This is a genomic window from Dyadobacter linearis (assembly GCF_907165045.1).
GTDB lineage: Bacteria > Bacteroidota > Bacteroidia > Cytophagales > Spirosomataceae > Dyadobacter > Dyadobacter linearis.
The window spans coordinates 304,320-325,465 of record NZ_CAJRAU010000002.1; the positions used below are offsets into that span (position 1 = coordinate 304,320).

Consider the following 21,146-nt stretch of genomic DNA (forward strand, 5'->3'; position numbering starts at 1 on the left):
AAAACAAATTAAATAACTTTCAATTCGCATCATTTGGTAATTTTTTTTCGTAATCTCTATTGAATTTAGATTTACCAAGATACGCGCCTGACTATTAGTAACTGTTCTGACCTAACTAATGCAACAAACTATACAATTTGCTAAATACCTACTCCTGTTTTTTTGCTTTTGCTTTTCTATTTCTCCCCTGGCCGCTCAGGACAAATGCGGTACAATGGGGCTACTTGATAAAAGATTCGAAGCGCAGCCGGCGCTGAAAAACATCTTTGAGCAGCGAAATGCGCGTTTGAAAGAGATCATCAATGAAAGGTTAAGAACCGGAAAATCGCTCAGAACCGCCGAGGACAATGTAATTCCCGTCGTTTTCCATGTGGTGCTCAGCGGCAGGATGGAGGTAACCGACGAACAGATCCGGGCTCAGCTCGATACGATCAACAAAGACTATTTTGGTGCCGCTGATCATCTGGCACAAGTACCTTCCTATTTTAAGTCACTCTTCGGACAGTCAGGTATTCAGTTCTGTTTAGCGCAAAGGACGCCAGACGACAGACCGACGACCGGTATTGAAATAGTGACCACCACAAGAAATTCATTTGATTACACTACAAATCTTGTGAAACACGCCGAATCGGGCGGTTTGGATGCCTGGGACCCTGATAAGTATCTCAATATCTGGATCTGTGATCTTTCGGGTGGTGTGCTTGGTTACGCTACTTTCCCCGACGACGGCGTTCCCGACGAGCAAGGTGTGGTGGTGGATTATTCGTGTCTGCCAGGCGGAAGTTTTACCGCATATAATGGTGGAAAAACACTTACGCATGAATTAGGGCACTATTTCAACCTGTTTCACATCTGGGGCGACGACAACGATAGCTGTACCCGCGACGATGGGATTAGCGACACACCGCGCCAGCAAGGCAGCACCGGGACCTGTCCAACCGGCATTGTGCGTGACCAATGCACACCGACAGGAAATGGGATCATGTATCAAAATTATATGGATTACACCCCGGACGATTGTCTGCTGATGTTTACCCGGGAGCAGGTCGCCGTGATGGAGGCGACTTTACTGGGGAATCGATTGTCGCTGCTATCTTCCAATGCCTGCACGCCGGTCAATCTTAAAAACAAGGATGCTTCTATTCAATCGATCACGCAGCCGGAGCAGCGTATTTGTACCAACACATTTATCCCGCAGATCATACTCGAAAACCGGGGTGCCGAAACCCTGACTTCTGTGCGCATTCGCGCGGTAATTGACGATGGGACCGAGCAGAATTACACCTGGACAGGTTCGCTGGCTACTTACCAAAGGGTAACAGTAACTTTGGCAGAACTGCAAACCACGGAGGGTAACCACATTCTGAATATCTCCACTTTTAATCCGAACGGCGCGGCGGATGAAGATCCTTCCAACGATGCGCTTTCGATGGATTTCATTTATTATGAACCAATAGACCCGCCTGTGGTCGAGAGTTTCGAAAGCCTGTTTCCACCGCGGGGCTGGGATATTGTGAATGAAGATGGCGGCACAACTTGGGAAAAGACGAGTATTGCCTCTAAAACAGGCAGTTCGTCTGTACGCATTTCGAATTTCAACAACCAGGTGATCGGCCAGCGGGATTACCTCCGTTTGCCGACAGTGAATATCGCCGGAACGGATTCTGCATTTGTTTCTTTCGAGGTTGCAGCAGCTACAAATACGAGTTCTTCGGCGCAGGGCAACGTTTGGGATAGTTTGCAGGTACTGATCAGTACAGACTGCGGGTTGTCTTATACAAGTGTCTACAAAAAATGGGGATCAACGCTGGTTACGCGGCGGGGAGCTACCCGCGTGGCATTTACTCCTAATGCAAGTGAATGGAGGCGGGAAGAGATCGATATCAGTGAATTTATCGGTCAGGGAGAAATCCTGGTTGCATTTCTCAATTCAAGTGGAACAGAAAATGATATTTTCCTCGACGATATCAATCTGCGGACCGTCACGATCAATCCTAATCTGAAAGAAGCTGGCTTTCTGGTCACGCCGAATCCGACGAGCGGGCGGGTATCTGTGCAGTTTTACCCGCATCCGGAACGGCTGCGTTCAGTCTCTATTCTGACGGTAGGAGGTAAGAAGATCGCTGAAAAATTAGTTACGGGCGAAGTGAGTACCAATGTATATGAGTTCGATCTGACGAACTATGCTTCCGGGCTCTACATTGTAAAGGCAGAATTTGAGGACCGGGTCCTGACCAAAAAGATCATCAAGAATTAGACATAAAAATAGCCGGAAAGAGATTCCGGCTATTTTATTTTTGATTAATATATCCTTTTAACGATCACTTTACTATTTGTCTGCGAAACTGCGAATTCTTTTGCATTCTCGTTCTCAGGCGCTATAAAGATCTGTTTTTTCTTTTTTCCATCGGTACTGACCCAGTTGGCAGAGTAAATATCAGGGAGGCTGCCGGCGTAGATCGGGTGGTTGTCTGAAATCATAAATACCTCTTCTTCTTCGTAGGCAAGTTCGAGGTCGCTGCCTTCGATAATGTCGCAAATGATCTTTAAACCGCCGGAATCGCCGTCAACAAGTCCTTTAATCCTCGCCTTTCCGTAGAAAGGATCTTCTTCAAATTCCCATCGAATGTAATACTCAATTACATTTCCTATCTGAGAATCAATATAGTCGGCGGTAAGCAGTTGTTCCTGGCGCATGTGGAATTTGTTTTCTTATACTCCTTTATAAAAGAGCAATGTTGTCCCAAAAGAAATAGGGGAGTTTAGCAAATGTAATCGGAACCTTATTGTTTCCAAAAATTATGACGTGCGTTTCGTCAATATTTATCAAACTACAAAACATATACCGGCACGCGGATAAACCCCGGAGCATCCTGCATATAGTTGCCACAGTTAGTGCCGGCACAGGTTTGCCCCGCATTGTTGAAAAATCGGTGCTTGCAGCCTGAAACGTGCTTTTTATCACCGATAGAAACATAGCGGTACGATTTTTGTCTTCCGGGGAGTAACTCATAATTATTTCGGGACAATAGTCCTTTCACCTAGCCAAAAATCTATATGCAAGAAACTCGACGATTAAGCGGGCGTAGAGCCTATTCAGGCACGCTCACTTTTCTGAGGATTGGTTTGGTTCTCCTGCTGCTATTCTTTTTTGTCAAAACAAACGTTTACGCACAACAGGTGATTCCAGATTCAAGCCGCAAAGCAAAACCGGACACTACTATTGCACCGGTCGTCAAACCCGCAACTGATACCCTCCCCAAAACGAAAATACCGGCTGATTCAATCAAAACTCCCGCAGATTCAGCCAATAAACCAGCAACCGGCGCAGTTCCCGGAAAAAGTACTCAGAATTTTGATCCGCTGGTAAAACCTACAACTCCTCCCGATACGACCAAGAAACCAGCTGTCGCAGCCGATACCACCGCCACGCCGGCGGAGCGTCCCGACAGCCTTAATGCAAAACCTCAAACCGGCAATGCGGCTCCCGGCCAACCGGCAGGTCAGCCAACTCAACCTGCTGCACAACCAGCACAGCCCGCAGACAGTGCAATAGGGCAGCAATCGCCCGAGCTGGGACCGGATGCGAAATCAATCAAAGGAAAAGTGGTTGACGAAAAGAATTCCGGATTGCCGGGAGTAAGTGTTTTAGTGAAAAATACGACAATTCAGGCGATTACAGAGCCCGACGGTACTTTCCAGATGAAGGTACCCGCTCAGGGAGCAATACTCGTTTACAGTTTTGTAGGTTTTACAACCAAAGAAATACCCGTAGGCAGCCAGACGCAATTTAATGTACAACTGCTTCCCGAATCGAAAGCGCTGAAAGAAGTGGTGGTAGTAGGCTACGGAGCGCAAAGCAAGCGGGATCTGGCAAGCTCTACTTCGCGTGTTTCTGCAACCGAATATAAGTCGGCGGTGATCAATACGGTCGATCAGGCGATCCAGGGCCGGACCACCGGTGTGCAGGTGACCGAAACCTCGGGCGAGCCGGGTGCAGCTGCTGTTGTCAGGATCAGGGGTAATAACTCGCTGAGCGGAAACAACGAGCCACTTTACGTGATCGACGGGTTTCCGATGCCGCCGTATAGGGAAGCGGGTGCCAACTTCACCGGCGCGTATCAGCAGAACGGATTGTACGGGATCAACCCCAACGATATTGAAAGCATGGAAATCCTTAAAGACGCCTCGGCGACTGCAATTTACGGTTCTCGCGGTGCAAACGGGGTCGTATTGATCACCACCAAATCCGGAAAACGCGGTGAGGGCAGGGTAGAGCTGGTAAACAAAACGTCATTTGGTACGGTCTCCAACCCGATCAAAATGATGAATTCCAGACAATATGCGGAGATTATCAATGAAAGTTATGCTTTAAGCGACCGTACTCCGCCATTTGGAAACCTCGATAGCGCATTCACAAATACCGACTGGGTCGCGGCGATCACGCAACCAAGTTTCCGGCAGGATGTAACGCTCAGCATATCGGGCGGCAGTGAAAAATCTTCCTATTATATCTCGGGAAACTATTTACAGGAAAAGGGTACGATCGTGAATTCGGATAACAACAGGGCTAGTTTGCGCGTCAACCTCAACAATGAAGTAAATAACTGGTACAATGTAAAAGGGCAGTTTTCTTTCAGCCGGCAGAAGTCAAACAGGGCTGTAACTGCTTCCCGTGCGTGGCCAAGTTCGGGCGGGTTAATGGACGGACTTCGCGCCGCGCCGACGCTGGAACTCGATTATCTTGGTAACAACAGTATGGGTATTCCCAATTATTCAGGGTTCTATTTTTCAAATCCCTTGAATGAGCTGATGGCGAAAACCGACGTGACGCAGAGTGACTATTCTATTCTGAATGTCGAGAATTACTTTAAGCTGGCGGAAGGGTTGCAACTGGTTGTTAGTCTTGCCGGAAATCAAAACCTGAGCAGACGGAAAGTATTTTTACCACCATCCACGGCAGAGGGAAATCAGGTGAGAGGAAAAGGAAGTAACAATACTTCCAATACGTACAGCTACAACGTCAATGCGTACCTGCAATATGAAAAAACCTTCAACAAAGACCATTATCTGAATTCGACGCTGGGTGTGGAATATAACGACCAGACTGTTGAAATCGTCAACACCAACGCTTCTGGTTATGATGTGCCGTTTTTTGGAATAGATAATATCGGAAGTGCACAATCTCAGGCGATCGGTTCCTTCAAGGAAAAGCGGATTCTTCAATCCGGATTTTTAAGAGCAAATTACTCTTACAAGGGTAAATATGTTCTCAACAGCTCGGTGCGTATAGACGGAGCTTCTGCATTCGCTGCAAATAATAAATACGGAATTTTCCCTTCTGTGGCGCTCGCCTGGAACCTGGATCAGGAAGAATTTATGAAGGGGGTTACCTTTATTTCCAATACCAAATTCAGAGGATCGTGGGGAGAAACGGGTAGCCAGGCGATCGGACCTTACTCTTCGCTTTCGCAATATGGTTCCGGGTTTTATGAAATGGGGCCGCAGGGTGATGGCGCGGTGATCGGTACGGGTATCTTCCCGAATACGATCGCGAATCCGAACCTTTCCTGGGAAAGAACGCGGCAGCTGAATCTGGGTATGGATTTCAATACCGCCAAAGACCGTCTGGTATTCAGTTTTGACTACTACAATAAGGTAACATCGGATCTGCTCCAACCAAGGAGAGTTCCTACACAGGCCGGCGTAAGTACCATTATCGACAACTATGGTACGATGCGTAACCGGGGATTTGAGTTGAGTATTCAGGGAAATATCATTCAGAAAAAGAATGTAACTTTTTCTTCGAGAGTCAACCTTAGCCGGAACATCAATACACTGGTCGATCTAGGCGAAAGAACGCAATCTGACTTTGTATCTCTCAATGGAAACCTGCTCGGCGGAGTAATGGGTATATTGACACCGGGAGAAGAAGTTGGCCGGTTCTTCGGCTTTAAAGTGCCTGGACTGACCCAGACAACCGATTTCGACGCTGATGGAAATCCCACATTCGCCACTTTTGAAGGTCCCAGACCTGCGGGCAGCAAGGGTACCCCGATCTACGGCGCGTGGATTTATGAAGATGTGAATGGCGATAATATCATCACTGCCGACGACCGGACCGTTTTAGGGAAATCCACACCCGATTTTACATTCGGATGGAGTAATGACCTGACCTGGAAAAACTTCTCACTGAATGCGCTGTTCACGGGATCTGTCGGAAACGATGTACTGAACCTGACCAATTTTTACATTATGAATGGCGTGGTGGAATACAGCGGCGTTGGTTTTAATCAGTCGGAAGAGTGGTACAACAAGCGTTATACCGAATCCAACGTGCACAACGATCCGAAATATCCGGGGATCCAGCGCGGTATTCCTTCGGGTGATATTAATTCGACGATGCTGGAAGACGGTAGCTTTATGCGCCTTAAAATGCTGAGCTTGTCTTACACATTTCCGCGCCTCGGCCCGGTTCAGAACCCACGACTTTTCGTGACGGGAACAAACCTGTGGACCCTGACCAAATATACCGGCTTCGACCCCGAGGTGAGCTCTTATGCGCAGTCGCTGTTGCAGCAGGGTATTGATTATGGCGCGTATCCGACGCAGCGTTCGTACACCATTGGTTTCTCGTGTAATTTCTAATTCCGACCTACGAAAATGAAAAGTCATATAAAAATAGCTGCACTGCTCCTGCTGACGGGAATGTTTTCCTGCAAGGACAATCTGGAAGAATCGCCTTATTCTTCTTTGAGCAAAGAGGTCGTTTTCAAAGATGAAGACGGGCTTAACCAGGCTACGATCGGCGTTTATCATGCTTATACCGCGCCGGATTTCGGCGATATCAGCAACCGGTTCTCACTGACTGAAACGGGCCACCGTTATGCCACGGCGGGTATCCTGGGTTCGGGGGCCGATCCTTACTATCGTTTTGGACACAATGCCACTTCGCCTGCATTCGAATCGGTTTGGAGCCGGTTTTACAAGATTATTTTCAGGGCCAATGTGGTGATTGACAATGCGACGAGGGCTGTTCCCGGTGAAGAAGAGGAAGCTGATCCGTACATTGCCGAGGCCCGCGTGCTCAGGGCTTACGCTTACTTCAACCTCGTCAGATTTTTCGGTGGCGTGCCGCTTATCCTGAAAGAGATCAACTCGCTCGCGGATGAAGATCTGATATTTGCGCCGCGTGCGACCGATGTGGAAGTGTACGACGCGATCATAGCGGACCTGATATTTGCGGAAACAAGATTACCCGATTCACGCGGTGGCGCAGAGTTGGGCAGGGTCTCCGCCGGAACAGTGAAAGCATTGCTGGGTAAAGTGTACCTGCAAATGGCCGGCAAACCATTGAACCGCACTGAGAATTACCAGAAAGCGATAGATGTGTTCAGCCAGCTGGTGGGACCTGTAAATGAAGAGAAATATGATTTTGAGCTGCTTCCTGATTTTACAGATGTATTTTCTCTTGATAATGAAAGGAACCGCGAGATCGTACTTTCCTTCGGTTATTTCATCAACTCTTCGCAACCGAATGGAAACATCCTGCCATTTAATCTTTTTCCTTCTGGTTTGGTAAATGGAGATGAGCAAACCAACTACGGGCTGCTTTATAGTTTTTACCAACTGTATGAAAAGACGGATCAGAGAAGGGATTTTACGCTCGTTCCGAGATATGTTTTCCAGGGCACCGCTCGCGGGAATGCACAGACTGGCGACAGTATTATCTATAATCCCACGATCGGAAACTACGTGATCAAACGCACGAATGCATCCTTCGCCCACGATGATTTTAAATATGGTATTGCGTATGGAAAACTGGCGCGGGTACCTCGTCCGGCGGGAGCTGCGGTGCAGGGATATAGCGCAGATATGATAGAAATGCGCTTTCCGGATGTACTGTTAAGTCTGGCTGAAGCATTGAACGAGACGGGCAAAAGTGCCGAAGCATTGCCACTCGTGAACCGTGTGCGGGCACGTGCGAAGGCCACTCCTTACCGTGCCGCCACCGTCGCCGACATGCGCGCCGCGATCCGCAAGGAAAGGAGACTGGAATTGACCGGTGAATTCAATACCGTATTCGATATCCGCCGCTGGGGTACATTGAAGGAAGAAATCGCCGCCATGAGCGAGGACCAGATCGTCGACAATATCCTGATCCCCTACACCGAAAGGCTGGAAATTTACCCGATCCCACAATCGCAGATCGACGCGAACCCGAATCTGAGACAGAATGACGGTTGGTAGAATTGAATGAATGCATTCTTTACAGACGCCGGGCTATTCTAGCCGGGTCTTCCGTATTGGAAGGCCCGGCGTTTTTGTAGCGTCTTATCTAAAAATTAGGAGTTTAGTAGCCGATTTTTCAATCTTCCTGTCAATTATAATGGTATAGAGCCCACTGTCGAGAGAACTGATATCGACAAAATTATCAGGAGATTTTACCAAGCTGAATTTTTTTCCCACACTATTGAGAAAGGTGACTTTTTCGGGCAAATTAAAATCGCTCTTTATAAAAATTTGATCAGATGCTGGATTAGGATAAATTAAAATTTGTCCTGCAAGTTCACTATGAAGAATACTCCTTATTGCACTGTACGCAAAGGTATTGTCAGAATCCACCATTTTTAGGCGATAATATAGCCTTCCTTGACCTGCCTCACGATCAATGAATTCGTATGTTGCAGTTGAATCCAAAGTTGAGGCAGCTGCCTGCGTTCCGACATCGACCCAGGTTTTTGCGTCACGACTTTTTTGAATATCGAAATGATCGAAATTTTCCTCGAAGGTTGTCTTCCAATTTAATGATATTTCATTATCAGCCTTACTTACTTCAAAATATTGAAGTTTCACAGGCAGGGCCACGTCATTCAATAATCTGACTAGTGAGATATCATAGTCATTTCCGATTTTTGAATAGCCGCCAAGTATTATTTTACCATTTTTTTGCAAAACCACGAGTGAACCAAAGTCGAGGTCACCAGAGATATCGATAGACACTTTTCCAGTTGTTCCAAAAGAAACATCAAGGGTTCCATTAGGGTGAAATCTGGCAATTGCGAAGTCTGTAGTTGAACCGTTGTTTTTAGCTGTAAAACCAGCGGCAAGAATCTTGTCGTCGCTTTGTAGGGCGAGCGCATAACCTTCGTCGTCGCTGTTTTCAAAGGTTGTAATTACAATCCCGGAAGTTCCAAAGCTATTATCAAGGTTACCATTCGAATCATACCTTAACAGAGCCATGTCAGGGTAGCCTGAAATTTTAACTTTCTGGGTTTTTCCCAAAATCAAAATCTTATTATCCTTCTGAATTGCGACAGAGGTGCCGACATCCCGCTTACCAATGGCGGTTTTAACGAATCCAGATTCTCCAAAACTATTGTCCAATAAACCGGATCCATTTAACCGTCCAACCAGAATAACATCATTTAATTCTTGGAAATTGTTTACCCAAACCTCTGAGTAGCCGGCTAATACTAGTTTTCCGTCATTTTGAAGAGCGGCGGCTCGAACCGATTGCCACAGACCAACATCCCCAGTCTTAATTACAGAGACTCCGTTCACTCCGAAGTCGATATCCAGATTTCCATTAGCTTCATACTGTGCGACCACCATATCCTTATCAAATGTAGCAGCCTCGTCTATAACACCGGCGAGTAGAATTTTTCCATCAGGTCTCAAAAGGATAACGTTGGCCTTCTCATTACGGCCATCGAAATCGGAAGTAACAATCCCACCAGATCCAAATGTTAAATCTTTCGTACCGTCGCGGGTATAGCGAACCATAGCAAAATCATAGCTTGTACCACTCCAAGAATAGCCAGCGGCGATAATTTTACCGTCTGGTTGAAGTACAGCCGCATAGGCCCAATCCTCGTCCGGCCCTAAGATAGTTCGTACAATGCCATCTTGTCCGAAGGATAAGTCGAGGCTGCCGTCGACATTATATCTCATGATACAGAAGTAACCGGTTTGTGGAAATTCAGAGGAATAACCGACAACGACAAGTTTTCCATCAGGTTGAATCACGGCCGAGTTTGTCGCGTTTCTAAAGTGATCAATATCGGTAATAACTTTGCCGCCATTACCAAAAGTTGGGTCAAGGGTGCCAGACTGCGCAAGTACTCTCGCGGATATTACAAATATGCAGTGCAAAACTAGAAGTGGTCTCATATGAAATAGTTTTCGTGTGGATCAATATAAATTACCAGTCTCAAACATTTGGGAATTAATGTGCCATCGACATTGCTGAGTTATTTGTCGGTCTGCACTTTAAATATTTTTTATAGTTTATTCTGACCTGTGATTGTATGGTACTGCATAACTTAATTTTATTGTATATTTCGTATTCATTATGACTAATTCTAAACTTCTTCGAGAAACGCGGCTCCTGATTCTCGCAACTGCATTAACTTTCACCTCCTGCCAAAAGCATCTCACCGTTTCTAAAAGCGAATACACGCAATATAGCATTGATCAGCAGGTTGGGGAGGACTCGGCGGCGTTGCGGTATTATTCTCCTTATAAGGAAAAAATGCAGGCTGAAATGAGCCGCGTGATCGGGCAGACCGAGGAGGAATTGACCAAACCCAGCGAGCCGGAAACGTTACTTGGTAACTTCTTTGCCGATGCAATCCTGAAAGAAGGTTTGAAAAAGGATCCCTCGATTCAATTCACATTATCTACAAAAGGCGGCCTGCGCACCACATTTCCCAAGGGAGATATTACCGTTTCCAAAGTTTTTGAACTGATGCCATTTGAAAATGAACTGGTGGTATTAAAAATGAAGGGTGAAAATGTGCAGCAGCTCATCGATTTTATTGCTCGAAAAGAAGGTGAGCCCGTTTCAGGAATGCAGATGAAGATCCGGGACAAAAAGGCATTTGACGTCACGATAGCCGGCCAGCCTTTTGACATTAACAAAACCTATACATTACTAACCTACGATTACCTCGCCGACGGTGGCGATCAGCTGAGTTTCCTGAAAAATACATTGGAAAGAAGGGACCTGGGCCAACGGGTAAGAGAAGCAATATTAGAAAATATCAACGATCTGACCCGCGAGGGCAAAAAAATCACGGCGCAACTCGATGGAAGAATTACGATTGTCCAGTAACAGCAGAAGGGAATTTTTACGCAAGGGTCTGGGCGCGACGGCAATGCTGGGACTGGCTGCCTCGCCACTCGCTGCTTTTGCGAAAGACCGGACAGTGCAGTTGACGATTCTGCATACCAACGACGTGCATAGCCGGGTGGAGCCTTTCCCGATGGACGGTTCGCGAAACCAGGGATTGGGCGGCGTAGCCAGACGTGCCGCTTTGGTTAAAAAAATCAGGGCAGAACAGCCAAATGTGCTTTTACTGGACGCAGGCGACATTTTTCAGGGAACACCTTACTTCAACTTGTACGGAGGAGAAGTGGAAATGACGCTCATGAGCCAAATGGGTTACGACGCGGCAACGATGGGAAACCACGATTTTGACAATGGATTGGCAGGTTTTAATAAACAACTCATACACGCTCAATTTCCTTTTCTGGTAAGTAACTATAACTTCGATAATACGGAGCTAAAAGGCAAAACGCAGGCATTTAAAGTATTTAAAAAGCAGGGTATTAAAGTCGGCATATTTGGGCTGGGTATTGAGCTGCAAGGTTTGGTGAATAAGAAAAACTATGGCGAAACGGTTTACCAGGACCCGATCGCGAAGGCGAACGAAGTGGCTTCCATTTTGAAAAATGACTTGAAATGTGACCTGGTTGTGTGCCTGTCGCATTTGGGGTACAAATACCAGAGCGATAAAGGATCTGATCAGACGCTTGCCAAATCAACCCGGAATATCGACCTGATCATCGGCGGGCATACCCACACTTTTATGAAAGCCCCGGAAACGATTATGAACCTCGACGGAAAGCCTGCTACGATCAACCAGGTCGGTTTTGCAGGTATTAATCTGGGGCGGCTGGATTATTTTTTCGACCGCGATTCGGGCAAACATACCATGGTATCGGCGGTTTATCCGGTTCACGAATATGGTTTAGTTTAGAAAAATCCGGCGGCTATTCCATGTGCAGGAATCGTTGCCGCACTTTTTCTTCTTCCAGGTCGAGCTGTGCGAGGTGCTGGCGGATTACCTCTTCTTCGAACATTTCTTCTTTGTTGTATTGAAGTAAAAGCGCGCGCTTGTGAGCGAGTAGCTCTCTGGTAATATCTTGGAATTCAGCTATATAATTGCGTCCGCGGGTTTCGTGTTCGTCTTCATTGACGTGATCCAGGAAGCCGATATCACTTTCCAGCTTGTATTTCAGACTTTGCAGCAGCTCATTTTTAGGTATTTCCGCAGCAAATTTTCATTGATCACGGCCAGGGAAGCTTCCGCCAGTTTTCTCCTGATCAAGATATCCTGCTCCTGTGAAGGTACCTCATAATCCAGTTCCTCTACTTTCAGCCATTTGATCACCAGCGGAAGGGTTAACCCCTGGAAAACCAGCGTCACCAATATCACCACAAAAGTGATAAACAGGATCAGGTTGCGCTGTGGAAATGGCTGGCCACCATGGATCACCAGCGGAATGGAAAGCGCCGCGGCTAGTGACACCACCCCGCGCATTCCTGTCCAGCCAAACACCAGCGGCGCACGCCAGCCCGGTCGGCTATCTGCTGTTTTGATGAACTTGCTCACAAAAACCGTGAATACCGACGCGCCGAGGGTACTCGCAATGCGAGTCACGATCACGACCAGCGAAATAATCAGTCCGTAACCGATCGCAGTAAGCAAGGAAATGTCGCCCAGCTGGTTTACGATCACAGGAAGTTCAAGGCCAATGAGCATGAATACCAGTCCGTTTAACACAAAACCAACCGTAGCCCAGACATTAAACCCCTGAATGCGGCTGAGGTGGCTGAGGATACTGTGACTTCTTTCCGAAAGAAAAAGGCCGCCCGTAACCACCGCGATCACGCCGGAATAGTGGAATTCTTCTGCCGCAATATACATCGTGTAAGGCGCCACAAAAGTGAGAATCGTGTCAATGCTGGGCGTGGTAGGCAACCAGCGGTGTATCGCGTAGAATATCAGCGCGACGCCCATTCCGATCGCAAATCCCATTAAAATCACCATGAAAAAACTGGTAACGGCCTGGGAAAGAACGAATGTGCCGGAAATTACGGCCGTTACCGCAAACCGGAAAACGATCAAGCTGGAAGCATCGTTCAGCAAACTTTCACCTTCGACGATCGTGATCAGCCTCTTGGAAACTTTTACATCCTTTAATATGGAAGTAGCTGCAACCGCATCTGGCGGCGAAATGATTCCGCCGAGCAAAAAGCCCAGTGCAAGCGTAAATCCCGGGATTAATGCGTTGGAAACGAATGCGATCACGCAGGAAGTGAAGATCACGATCCCAAACGCGAAAGAGCCGATCACGCGCCGCCATTTCCAGAATTCTTTCCAGGAAGTTTGCCAGGCAGCCTCGAAAAGCAGTGGCGGCAGGAAGATCAGAAAGATCAGTTCGGGGTCGATCTCAACGGTGGGCGTACCCGGTATAAAGCTCAATGCAAGCCCGCCAAGAACCAGCACAATAGGGTAGGATACCTTGATCCGCTGCGCGAGCATTACCAGGAATAAGATAATGAGGATCAGCGATATATATAAAATAATGTTGTTGTGCATCGCGGCTTATTTTACATATAATTTGATACCGTTCGTCGATTTCAGCACGATCTGCGGATGCATTCCTACCTCGTGCGCGGGGTCGTTTTCGAAAGTAAATCTTTTGAGTAATGCAGAAAGTATAAGCTGCATTTCCATCATCGCAAATTGCAGCCCGATGCAGATCCTGGGGCCCGCCCCAAAAGGCAGATAGTTGAACTTAGCCCGGTTCTTCACATGCTCAGCACTGAAATTCCCGGGATTGAAAACGAACGGATTTTCCCAGAGATGCGGGTTTCTGTGCAGTTCGAAAACCGATAAAAACACGGAAGTGCCTTTTGGAACGTGGTAACCTTCAATTTCTTGATCGACTGTCGCCTCGCGCGTCATTGTCCAGGCGGGCGGGTACAAACGCAATCCTTCCTCTACAACCTGCCTTGTGTATGGCATTCGCATCAGTTGCTCAAATGAAGGTACCGTTTCAAAAACCGCACATTCCTGCCTGATCCGCGCCACGATTTCGGGCTGTTTAGAAAGCTCCCAAAGCAGCCAGCTCAATGCAGTCGCCGAAGTTTCGTGGCCGGCTGCAAACATCGTGATCGCCTCGTCCCGGATTTGCAGGTCGTTCATTTGCTCGCCGGTATCTTCGTCGGTACTGTCCAGCAGCAGTTGCAGCAGATCATTCGGCGCTTCTCCGGAGAGGCGGCGCTGTTCTATAAAATCAAAAATGAGCTTATTAAAATAGGTGATGTCGGTTTTAAAATGCCTGTTTTCCCCGTTGATCGCCATCAGAGGCCGCCGGTAAGGTCGGCGAACCCGGGTGACAAGGTATTTTTGCGTGCGCGATACCTGCTTGTAAATCTGCGCCTTATCCTCGCTGGTCATATTGCCAAACAGGGTTTTGAGTGCGATATCAGAAGTGACGCCCATCATTTTCGCGTCAATATCGATCGCTTCCTTGCCGCGGTGTTGCTCCATTTCATCCAGGAAACTTCTGGTCAGTTCGCCCATTGTGAGGAACAATTCCTGCAACCGCTCGCGATGGAACGCCGGTTGTACCAGTCGCCGCTGACGGAGCCAGAAGTCGCCCTCGCTCGTCACCAGCCCGTTTCCCAATACCGGCTGCAACATTTTGGACGAGCTGCCTTTCTTGAAATTTTTATTATGCTGTTGTAAAATATGCCGGAAAAATCCTGGCTCGCGGCTGATCACAAATTCGCGGAAAAGCTTGATTTTGAAAGTATCTCCACAAGTTTCAAAACCCTGATGAAGAAAATGAAGCGGGTCGCGCGCAAATTTGATCGCACCGACCAAACTGAAACTGCTGATCCGGAATTCTGGTATTGGGCGCATGCTTCCCGTTAAATTTTAGAGCTACACAAATAAGTCATTTACAAACAAAAAACCACCCGCAGTACGGATGGTTTTGACAAATTAATGTGGGTAATGCTATTTCTTATCTGCGAAAGAACGCAGCATCCAGGTATTCTTTTCCTTGAATTGCATAAAACGGTTCACCATATCATTGGAACCATCGTCACCTGCTTGCGAAGTCGCTTCCAGCAGCTCCCTTTCCAGCCCGATCAGCGTCGCCATATCTTCCAGGATCGCGTCCACCATATCCAGGTCTTTCATACCGATGGTGTTGATTTCTTTCAGTTGAGATTCATTGATATAGTCTGCAAAGCGGCTGTGCGGCGGCTTTCCAAGTGTCAATACACGTTCTGCTATCTCATCGATCGTAAGCTGGGCATTGGTATAAAGTTCTTCGAATTTGACATGAAGGGTGAAAAAGCTCTGACCTTTTACATTCCAGTGACATCCCCTCAGTTTCTGATAGTGAATGTGATAGTTGGCAAGATAGTCGTTCAACAAATCTACAACAGGCTTAACTTCCTGTTCATTGAGGCTGATTTCGTTAGCATCCATAATAATAGCTGGGAAAATTGAAAATCGTGTTTCAGGTTATTGAAACAACAAAATCATACCAAAATATCATACTTCCAAACTCTATACGTTAATCTCCTCGAAAACTGTCAAAGTATCGTAATTCCGCTTGCCTGCACCGGTTAAAAAAGCTGAAATGCAGCGTTTCGGGCACGACAATTTACAGTCAGATACTCAAATCCACTAATTATTTAAACCATGTTGATCGCGAAGTTGAAAGGGAGTTTTTTCGGAGTAATGTTATTGATAGGTCTGTGCTCAGCTGCCAATGTTTCGGCGCAGGTAAAAGAGGAAGAAAAGGTGAAAGCGGCGACGGCTGTACTGAATGATTTTAACGAAATGCAGGAGAATATCCCTGCCCAGCTTCTGAATATGTCAAAAGGGATCATCATCGTCCCTAAAATGATCAATGCAGGATTGATGCTCGGCGGCAAATACGGCCGGGGCCTGGCGATGGTAAAAAAGGAGAACGGCGAGTGGAGCGACCCGGTATTTATCACGATCACCGGCGGAAGCATCGGCGCGCAGATCGGCGTCCAATCAGTTGATCTGGTATTGGTTTTCAAGAACAGCAAAACGCTGATGGAAATCGGAAAAGGCAGCTTCACACTGGGCGGCGACCTCTCAGTTGCAGCCGGACCAATGGGCAGAAGTTCCTCTGCACAAACAGATTACAAACTTGAAGCAGAAGTGTATTCCTATTCAAGAAGCAAAGGTTTATTCGCCGGTATCACATTGAACGGAGCCGCATTGGCAGTTGATAACAAGGCTAATAATGACTTTTACGACGACTGGACCGACGCGAATACGACATTCAAAAAGTCAAAAATAGCTTCAAAGCCAGTTGACGACCTGAGAACCAGATTAGACGAATTTAACTGATCACCACAATGCCATCCTCAGTAATTTCCTATTTCAATTATGATGGAGACACTGAAACGTTACGCGTAGTGTACGTGTCAGGGATGGTTTACGACTACAAAAAAGTGCCTCTGGAAGTATACCAGGCCATGAAAGCCTCGTTTTCCAAAGGCACTTTTTTGAATAAGTATGTGAAGGGGAATTTTGAGTTTGAGAAGGTGGATTGATCAAATCCCTCCCTTCCGCATTTCCTTCACCGCGTAATCTACTGCTCTTGCCGTGAGTGCCATGTAGGTTAGTGAGGGGTTTTGGGTGGCGGTTGAGACCATGCTGCCTCCGTCGGTGACGAATACATTGGGGCAGTGGTGCATTTGGTTCCACTCATTTAGCATCGATGTCTTTGGGTCTTTACCCATTTTAATGCCGCCCATTTCGTGATTTTCGCTGCCGGGGTTTCTTTTCGTGTCCGAGGTTTTGATGTTGATAAAACCAGCTTTCGACAGCATTTCGCTCAGCTCTGTATAAAAATCTTCAACCATTTTCATATCGTTGTCGTCAAATGCGACGGACATTTTCAGCTGCGGAATGTCCCACTGATCTTTGAGGGTAGGGTGCAAGCTGATCATATTGGATTCTTTCATCAGAGTTTCGCCCATCATCTGCGCGGCAATGGACCAGCCGCTGTTATCCGGCGCGAAAAGGCTGTTTTTCAGGTCTTCACCAATGCCCGCATTCTGGTTACCGAGTTTTGAAGTATTCATAGAAACTGCGTAGCCGCGGAGGAAATCGGTTTCCTGCTTGGCTACGTTCCTGAATCTTGGAATGTAAGAACCATTTGGCCGGCGACCGTCGGTGGTGCGGTCGTGAAACCCGTCAAACTCTGCGCTTACGCGGCCGCGGTAATTGTGGAAACCAATGAATTTACCCAGCACGCCGCTGTCGTTACCAAGTCCGTTAGGAAAGCGGTTGGATTTGGAATTAAGCAAAATCAGATTGGAATTGATCGCCGACGCATTTACGAAAATGATCCTGGCGTAATATTCTGTCATCTCCCTGGTCAGTGTATCTACCACCCGCACACCGGTCGCCCGCTTCTTTTTCTCGTCATAAATCACTGAATGCACAACAGAATGCGGTCTTAATGTCAGATTTCCCGTTTTTTCAGCCCAGGGTAAGGTAGAAGAATTGGTGCTGAAATACCCGCCAAACGGACAACCGCGCTGGCACATATTCCGGTGCTGGCACTTGGCGCGGCCCTGTTCCAGGTGAACCGGCTGCGGATCGGTAATATGCGCCGCCCGACCAATGATAATCGGTCGCGTATTGTTATAGTTTTTAGCAGTCTGTTCGCTGAAATGCTTTTCCACACACGTTAATTCGTGTGGCGGAAGGAACTCACCATCAGGAAGTTGGGGTAGGCCGTCTTTATTTCCAGATATACCCGCAAACTTTTCGACGTAGCTGTACCAGGGCGCAATATCCTTGTACCTGATCGGCCAGTCGGTAGCGAATCCGTCGCGCGCCGGACCTTCGAAATCAAACTCTGACCACCGCTGTGTTTGCCGCGCCCAGAGTAACGAGCGCCCGCCTACCTGGTACCCGCGCATCCAGTCGAAAGGCTTTTCCTGCACATAGGGATGTTCCGCGTCTTTGACCACAAAATGCATGGCATCCTCTTTGAAAATATAATGCTTGCTCGCCATCGGATTTGCCTCGCGGATTGCCAGAGAAGGCTGGCCACGGTGCTCAAATTCCCAGGGGAACATATTGGTAGTCGGGTAATCTACAATGTGTTTTACATCTTTCCCACGTTCCAAAACCAGCGTTTTCAGGCCTTTTTCTGTCAGTTCTTTCGCTGCCCAGCCGCCGCTTATCCCGGTTCCTACCACAATTGCATCAAAGGTTTGTGCCCTTTTTGCATCGATATTAAAATTTGCCATTTGGTTGTTTACACGGTCAGGGTTTCTTTTTCCATAAATTAGGCAGGAGCTTATCGTGCAATAAAAGCCGCCAGGTACCCCAGTCATGTGCACCTTCTCCGCCTATGAAATAGTCATGTTTCACGCCGATTTTGTCCAGTGCCTCGTGCGTTGCGGCCGATCTTTTACCTACAAAGTCCAGCTCGCCGCTACCCAGCCCGATGAGCAGATAATCTACCTTGTCTTTGATTTTAGGATCATTAAAAAAAGCAGGATTGAGCTTTTCCGGTTCAAGATCGCCGGCGCTCAGTATCCCAAAAGAACTGAACAAGTCTATTGCATTGAAACCCACCGCCTCTGTGTGCCGCCCGCCCATCGAAAGTCCGGAAATGGCACGTGATTTGCGGTCTTTGATCGTACTGTAATGCGAGTCGATATAGGGTACAATATGCTTTCTGAGCTCGCTTTCGAACAATTTATAAGTCTGTTCAAGATGTTTGGGATCGTTCCGGTGCAGTACCTGATTGTTGGGCATTGCGATGATCATCGGTACTATTTTGCTTTCCGCAAGCAGATTATCAGCGATCAGGTTAGCCTTTCCATCCAGCTCCCAGCCATTTGCCAGCTCGCCGCTGCCGCCGAGGAGATAGAGGACCGGATATTTCTTTTTCGGATCGTAGCCCGGCGGCGTGTACACAAACATTTCGCGCTCCCCATTCAAAACATCAGAGTGGTAAATATGTCGCGTCACACTTCCGTGCGGGACGGGTTTTGCATCATAATAGGATGGCTGATTATCGTGAACAACCAAATTGCTGTAACCTGGTTGATTCGATGCGCCGGTTAATGTATTGGCAGGATCAACAACAGCCACGCCGTCGATAAGCAGGCGGTACACATAAATATTAGGCTTTACCGGCCCCACGGTCAACGTCCATATTCCGTCTGCATTTTTGGTAAATGGGATCGCGTTTTTGGATTTCAATGCAAGCAAAATTGGCCCGCCAGTCAGTTCCACTTTCTGCACGTCCGGTGCCTTCACGCGGAACGTAACAGTATGATCATCATGTACTTCGGGTGAAACTACATTGCCTCCGTAAGGCACCAGGTTCTGGGTGTTTTTCTGGGGATTATAGTCCAGATTTACATTCGCCTGCTGCGCCGCAACCATTCCCGAAGTATTTAAAACGATAGTGGAAATCAGTAGCAGCGTTTTGATTTTTTTCATTTTGTATAAATAAATAAGAAACGTTTGTCAGGCCAGAATATCTTTCACCAGGTTCCCATGCACGTCTGTAAGCCGGAACCGTCTGCCCTGGAACTTGTAGGTAAGGCGCTCGTGATCCACACCCATTAAATGCATTAAAGTCGCGTGAAAATCGTGGACGTGGACCGGATCTTTGACGATATTATAACTGAAATCGTCCGTTTCGCCGTAACTGATGCCAGCCTTCACACCCGCGCCCGCCATCCACATCGTAAAGCACCGGGGGTGATGATCGCGGCCATAATCGTCGGCTGTCAGCTTGCCTTGTGAATACACGGTGCGGCCAAATTCGCCGCCCCAAACTACGAGCGTATCATCCAGCAAACCACGTCTTTTCAAATCCATAATCAATGCCGCCGTCGCCTGGTCGGTATCCTTGCATTGCCTTGCGATACCCTTCGGTAACCCGCCGTGCTGGTCCCAGCCCTGGTGATAAAGCTGCACGAATTTCACATCCTTTTCAAGTAACTTTCTTGCCAGTAAGCAATTAGCTGCATAAGTTCCAGCGTCGCGACTATCTGGCCCGTACAAATCAAATACTTCGTCGGGTTCGCCTGCGGTATCCATTACTTCCGGCACCGAAGTTTGCATCCGAAATGCCATTTCATACTGCGCAATGCGGTTATTGATCTCAGGATCGCCGTACGAATCGTTTTGCAGCTGATTCAGTTTGGACAGATATTGCAACATTTCCTTCCTATCGGTACCATCGTAGCCTTCGGGATTATTCAAGAACAAAACCGGGTCTTTTCCCGAACGAAACTGCACGCCCTGGTGACGGGATTCCAGAAAACCGTTTCCCCATAACCGCGCGTAAAGGGGCTGATCTTTGGGGGCGTTTTTGGAAACCAATACAATGAATGTAGGCAGATTATTATTATCCGAGCCCAGCCCATAACTCACCCAGCTGCCGATCGAAGGCCGACCGGGAAGCTGATTTCCCGTTTGAAAAAACGTAATAGCCGGGTCATGATTAATCGCCTCCGAGTAAATGGATTTGACAATGCAAAGGTCATCGACCACCCTGGCGGTGTGGGGCAGCAGCTCGCTTACCCACGTATCGTTTTTTCCGTGCTGGCTGAAATTGTAGATCGAAGGGACCATCGGCAATGCGCTCTGGCTGGCGCTCATGCCCGTCAGTCGCTGGCCTTTTCGTACCGAATCAGGCAGGTTTTGTCCCGCCAGATTTGCCAGTTTGGGTTTGTAGTCAAACGTCTCAAACTGCGAAGGTCCGCCCGCCATAAACAGATACACAACCCGCTTTGCTTTCGGGGCAATATGGGGTAATGCCTTCAAGATATCTGCCTCCACATCGCCGGCAGAAGGTTGCTGCCTCGAAGCCGAACCATATATCTTATCAAGCCCGAATAGCGATCCAACCGCCAGAGCGCCCATTCCGAGCGAGGTTCTGGTTAGAAACCGGCGCCTGTCCAGCTTTTTATGCAGCTCATTGAAGTCCGGCGAATGCATTCTGAACTCCTCGTCGTGATGATGTGACATAGC

Annotated in this window: 15 protein-coding genes; 7 read left to right on the forward strand and 8 right to left on the reverse strand. The window is 47.6% G+C overall.

What is annotated here, in order from left to right; all coding sequences use genetic code 11:
- Positions 1 to 214: 214 nt before the first annotated feature.
- Positions 215 to 2,257 carry a M43 family zinc metalloprotease gene (locus KOD92_RS07395; RefSeq protein ID WP_215232917.1) on the forward strand — a complete coding sequence of 681 codons (2,043 nt, stop codon included), beginning with the start codon at positions 215 to 217 and terminating at the stop codon, positions 2,255 to 2,257.
- A 44-nt stretch (positions 2,258 to 2,301) separates the two neighbouring features.
- On the opposite strand, the gene KOD92_RS07400 is transcribed toward KOD92_RS07395, so the two are convergent.
- Positions 2,302 to 2,697: a hypothetical protein gene (locus KOD92_RS07400; RefSeq protein ID WP_215232918.1), complete on the reverse strand. Its 396-nt coding sequence runs from the start codon at positions 2,695 to 2,697 to the stop codon at positions 2,302 to 2,304.
- 360 nt (positions 2,698 to 3,057) lie between these two features.
- On the opposite strand from KOD92_RS07400, the gene KOD92_RS07405 reads away from it, so the two are divergent.
- On the forward strand, positions 3,058 to 6,648 hold the full coding sequence (locus KOD92_RS07405) for a SusC/RagA family TonB-linked outer membrane protein (RefSeq protein WP_215232919.1): 3,591 nt from the start codon (positions 3,058 to 3,060) through the stop codon (positions 6,646 to 6,648).
- 15 nt (positions 6,649 to 6,663) lie between these two features.
- Positions 6,664 to 8,250, forward strand: coding sequence for a RagB/SusD family nutrient uptake outer membrane protein (locus tag KOD92_RS07410; RefSeq protein WP_215232920.1), 1,587 nt, complete (start codon positions 6,664 to 6,666; stop codon positions 8,248 to 8,250).
- A gap of 84 nt (positions 8,251 to 8,334) precedes the next feature.
- Here the strand turns inward: KOD92_RS07410 and KOD92_RS07415 are convergent, their stop codons facing one another.
- Entirely contained in the window at positions 8,335 to 10,173 is a 1,839-nt protein-coding gene (locus KOD92_RS07415; protein WP_215232921.1) for a T9SS type A sorting domain-containing protein, read from the reverse strand.
- 181 nt (positions 10,174 to 10,354) lie between these two features.
- On the opposite strand from KOD92_RS07415, the gene KOD92_RS07420 reads away from it, so the two are divergent.
- Together KOD92_RS07420 and KOD92_RS07425 are read left to right on the forward strand one after the other, a co-directional pair.
- The gene (locus KOD92_RS07420) at positions 10,355 to 11,116 is read left to right on the forward strand and encodes a 5'-nucleotidase C-terminal domain-containing protein (RefSeq protein WP_215232922.1); all 762 of its coding nucleotides are present in this window, start codon (positions 10,355 to 10,357) and stop codon (positions 11,114 to 11,116) included.
- Positions 11,091 to 12,044 (forward strand): bifunctional metallophosphatase/5'-nucleotidase, encoded by a 954-nt coding sequence (locus KOD92_RS07425; RefSeq protein ID WP_215232923.1) that lies wholly within the window; start codon positions 11,091 to 11,093, stop codon positions 12,042 to 12,044. The genes KOD92_RS07420 and KOD92_RS07425 overlap by 26 nt, the downstream gene beginning before the upstream one ends.
- 258 nt (positions 12,045 to 12,302) lie before the next feature.
- Here the strand turns inward: KOD92_RS07425 and KOD92_RS07430 are convergent, their stop codons facing one another.
- The 3 genes from KOD92_RS07430 to KOD92_RS07440 form a co-directional block, all read right to left on the reverse strand.
- A complete protein-coding gene (locus tag KOD92_RS07430; protein WP_310589441.1) occupies positions 12,303 to 13,670 on the reverse strand; it encodes a Na+/H+ antiporter in 1,368 nt (455 codons plus the stop codon).
- 6 nt (positions 13,671 to 13,676) lie between these two features.
- Positions 13,677 to 15,002, reverse strand: coding sequence for a cytochrome P450 (locus KOD92_RS07435; protein ID WP_215232924.1), 1,326 nt, complete (start codon positions 15,000 to 15,002; stop codon positions 13,677 to 13,679).
- A gap of 96 nt (positions 15,003 to 15,098) precedes the next feature.
- The gene (locus KOD92_RS07440) at positions 15,099 to 15,578 is read right to left on the reverse strand and encodes a Dps family protein (RefSeq protein WP_215232925.1); all 480 of its coding nucleotides are present in this window, start codon (positions 15,576 to 15,578) and stop codon (positions 15,099 to 15,101) included.
- A 216-nt stretch (positions 15,579 to 15,794) separates the two neighbouring features.
- Between KOD92_RS07440 and KOD92_RS07445 the strand changes: the two genes are divergently transcribed.
- Together KOD92_RS07445 and KOD92_RS07450 are read left to right on the forward strand one after the other, a co-directional pair.
- Positions 15,795 to 16,478 (forward strand): lipid-binding SYLF domain-containing protein, encoded by a 684-nt coding sequence (locus KOD92_RS07445; protein WP_215232926.1) that lies wholly within the window; start codon positions 15,795 to 15,797, stop codon positions 16,476 to 16,478.
- Positions 16,479 to 16,486: 8 nt separating this feature from the next.
- Positions 16,487 to 16,684, forward strand: a complete 198-nt coding sequence (locus tag KOD92_RS07450; RefSeq protein ID WP_215232927.1) for a KTSC domain-containing protein — start codon at positions 16,487 to 16,489, stop codon at positions 16,682 to 16,684.
- Here KOD92_RS07450 and KOD92_RS07455 read toward each other — a convergent pair whose 3' ends face one another.
- The 3 genes from KOD92_RS07455 to KOD92_RS07465 are packed head-to-tail and all read right to left on the reverse strand — an operon-like array spanning position 16,685 to position 21,143.
- Positions 16,685 to 18,397 (reverse strand): GMC oxidoreductase, encoded by a 1,713-nt coding sequence (locus KOD92_RS07455; RefSeq protein ID WP_215232928.1) that lies wholly within the window; start codon positions 18,395 to 18,397, stop codon positions 16,685 to 16,687.
- A 16-nt stretch (positions 18,398 to 18,413) separates the two neighbouring features.
- Positions 18,414 to 19,604 carry an esterase gene (locus KOD92_RS07460; RefSeq protein WP_215232929.1) on the reverse strand — a complete coding sequence of 397 codons (1,191 nt, stop codon included), beginning with the start codon at positions 19,602 to 19,604 and terminating at the stop codon, positions 18,414 to 18,416.
- A 27-nt stretch (positions 19,605 to 19,631) separates the two neighbouring features.
- Complete coding sequence (locus KOD92_RS07465) at positions 19,632 to 21,143, reverse strand: DUF1501 domain-containing protein (protein WP_215232930.1); 1,512 nt, start codon at positions 21,141 to 21,143, stop codon at positions 19,632 to 19,634.
- Positions 21,144 to 21,146: the final 3 nt, after the last annotated feature.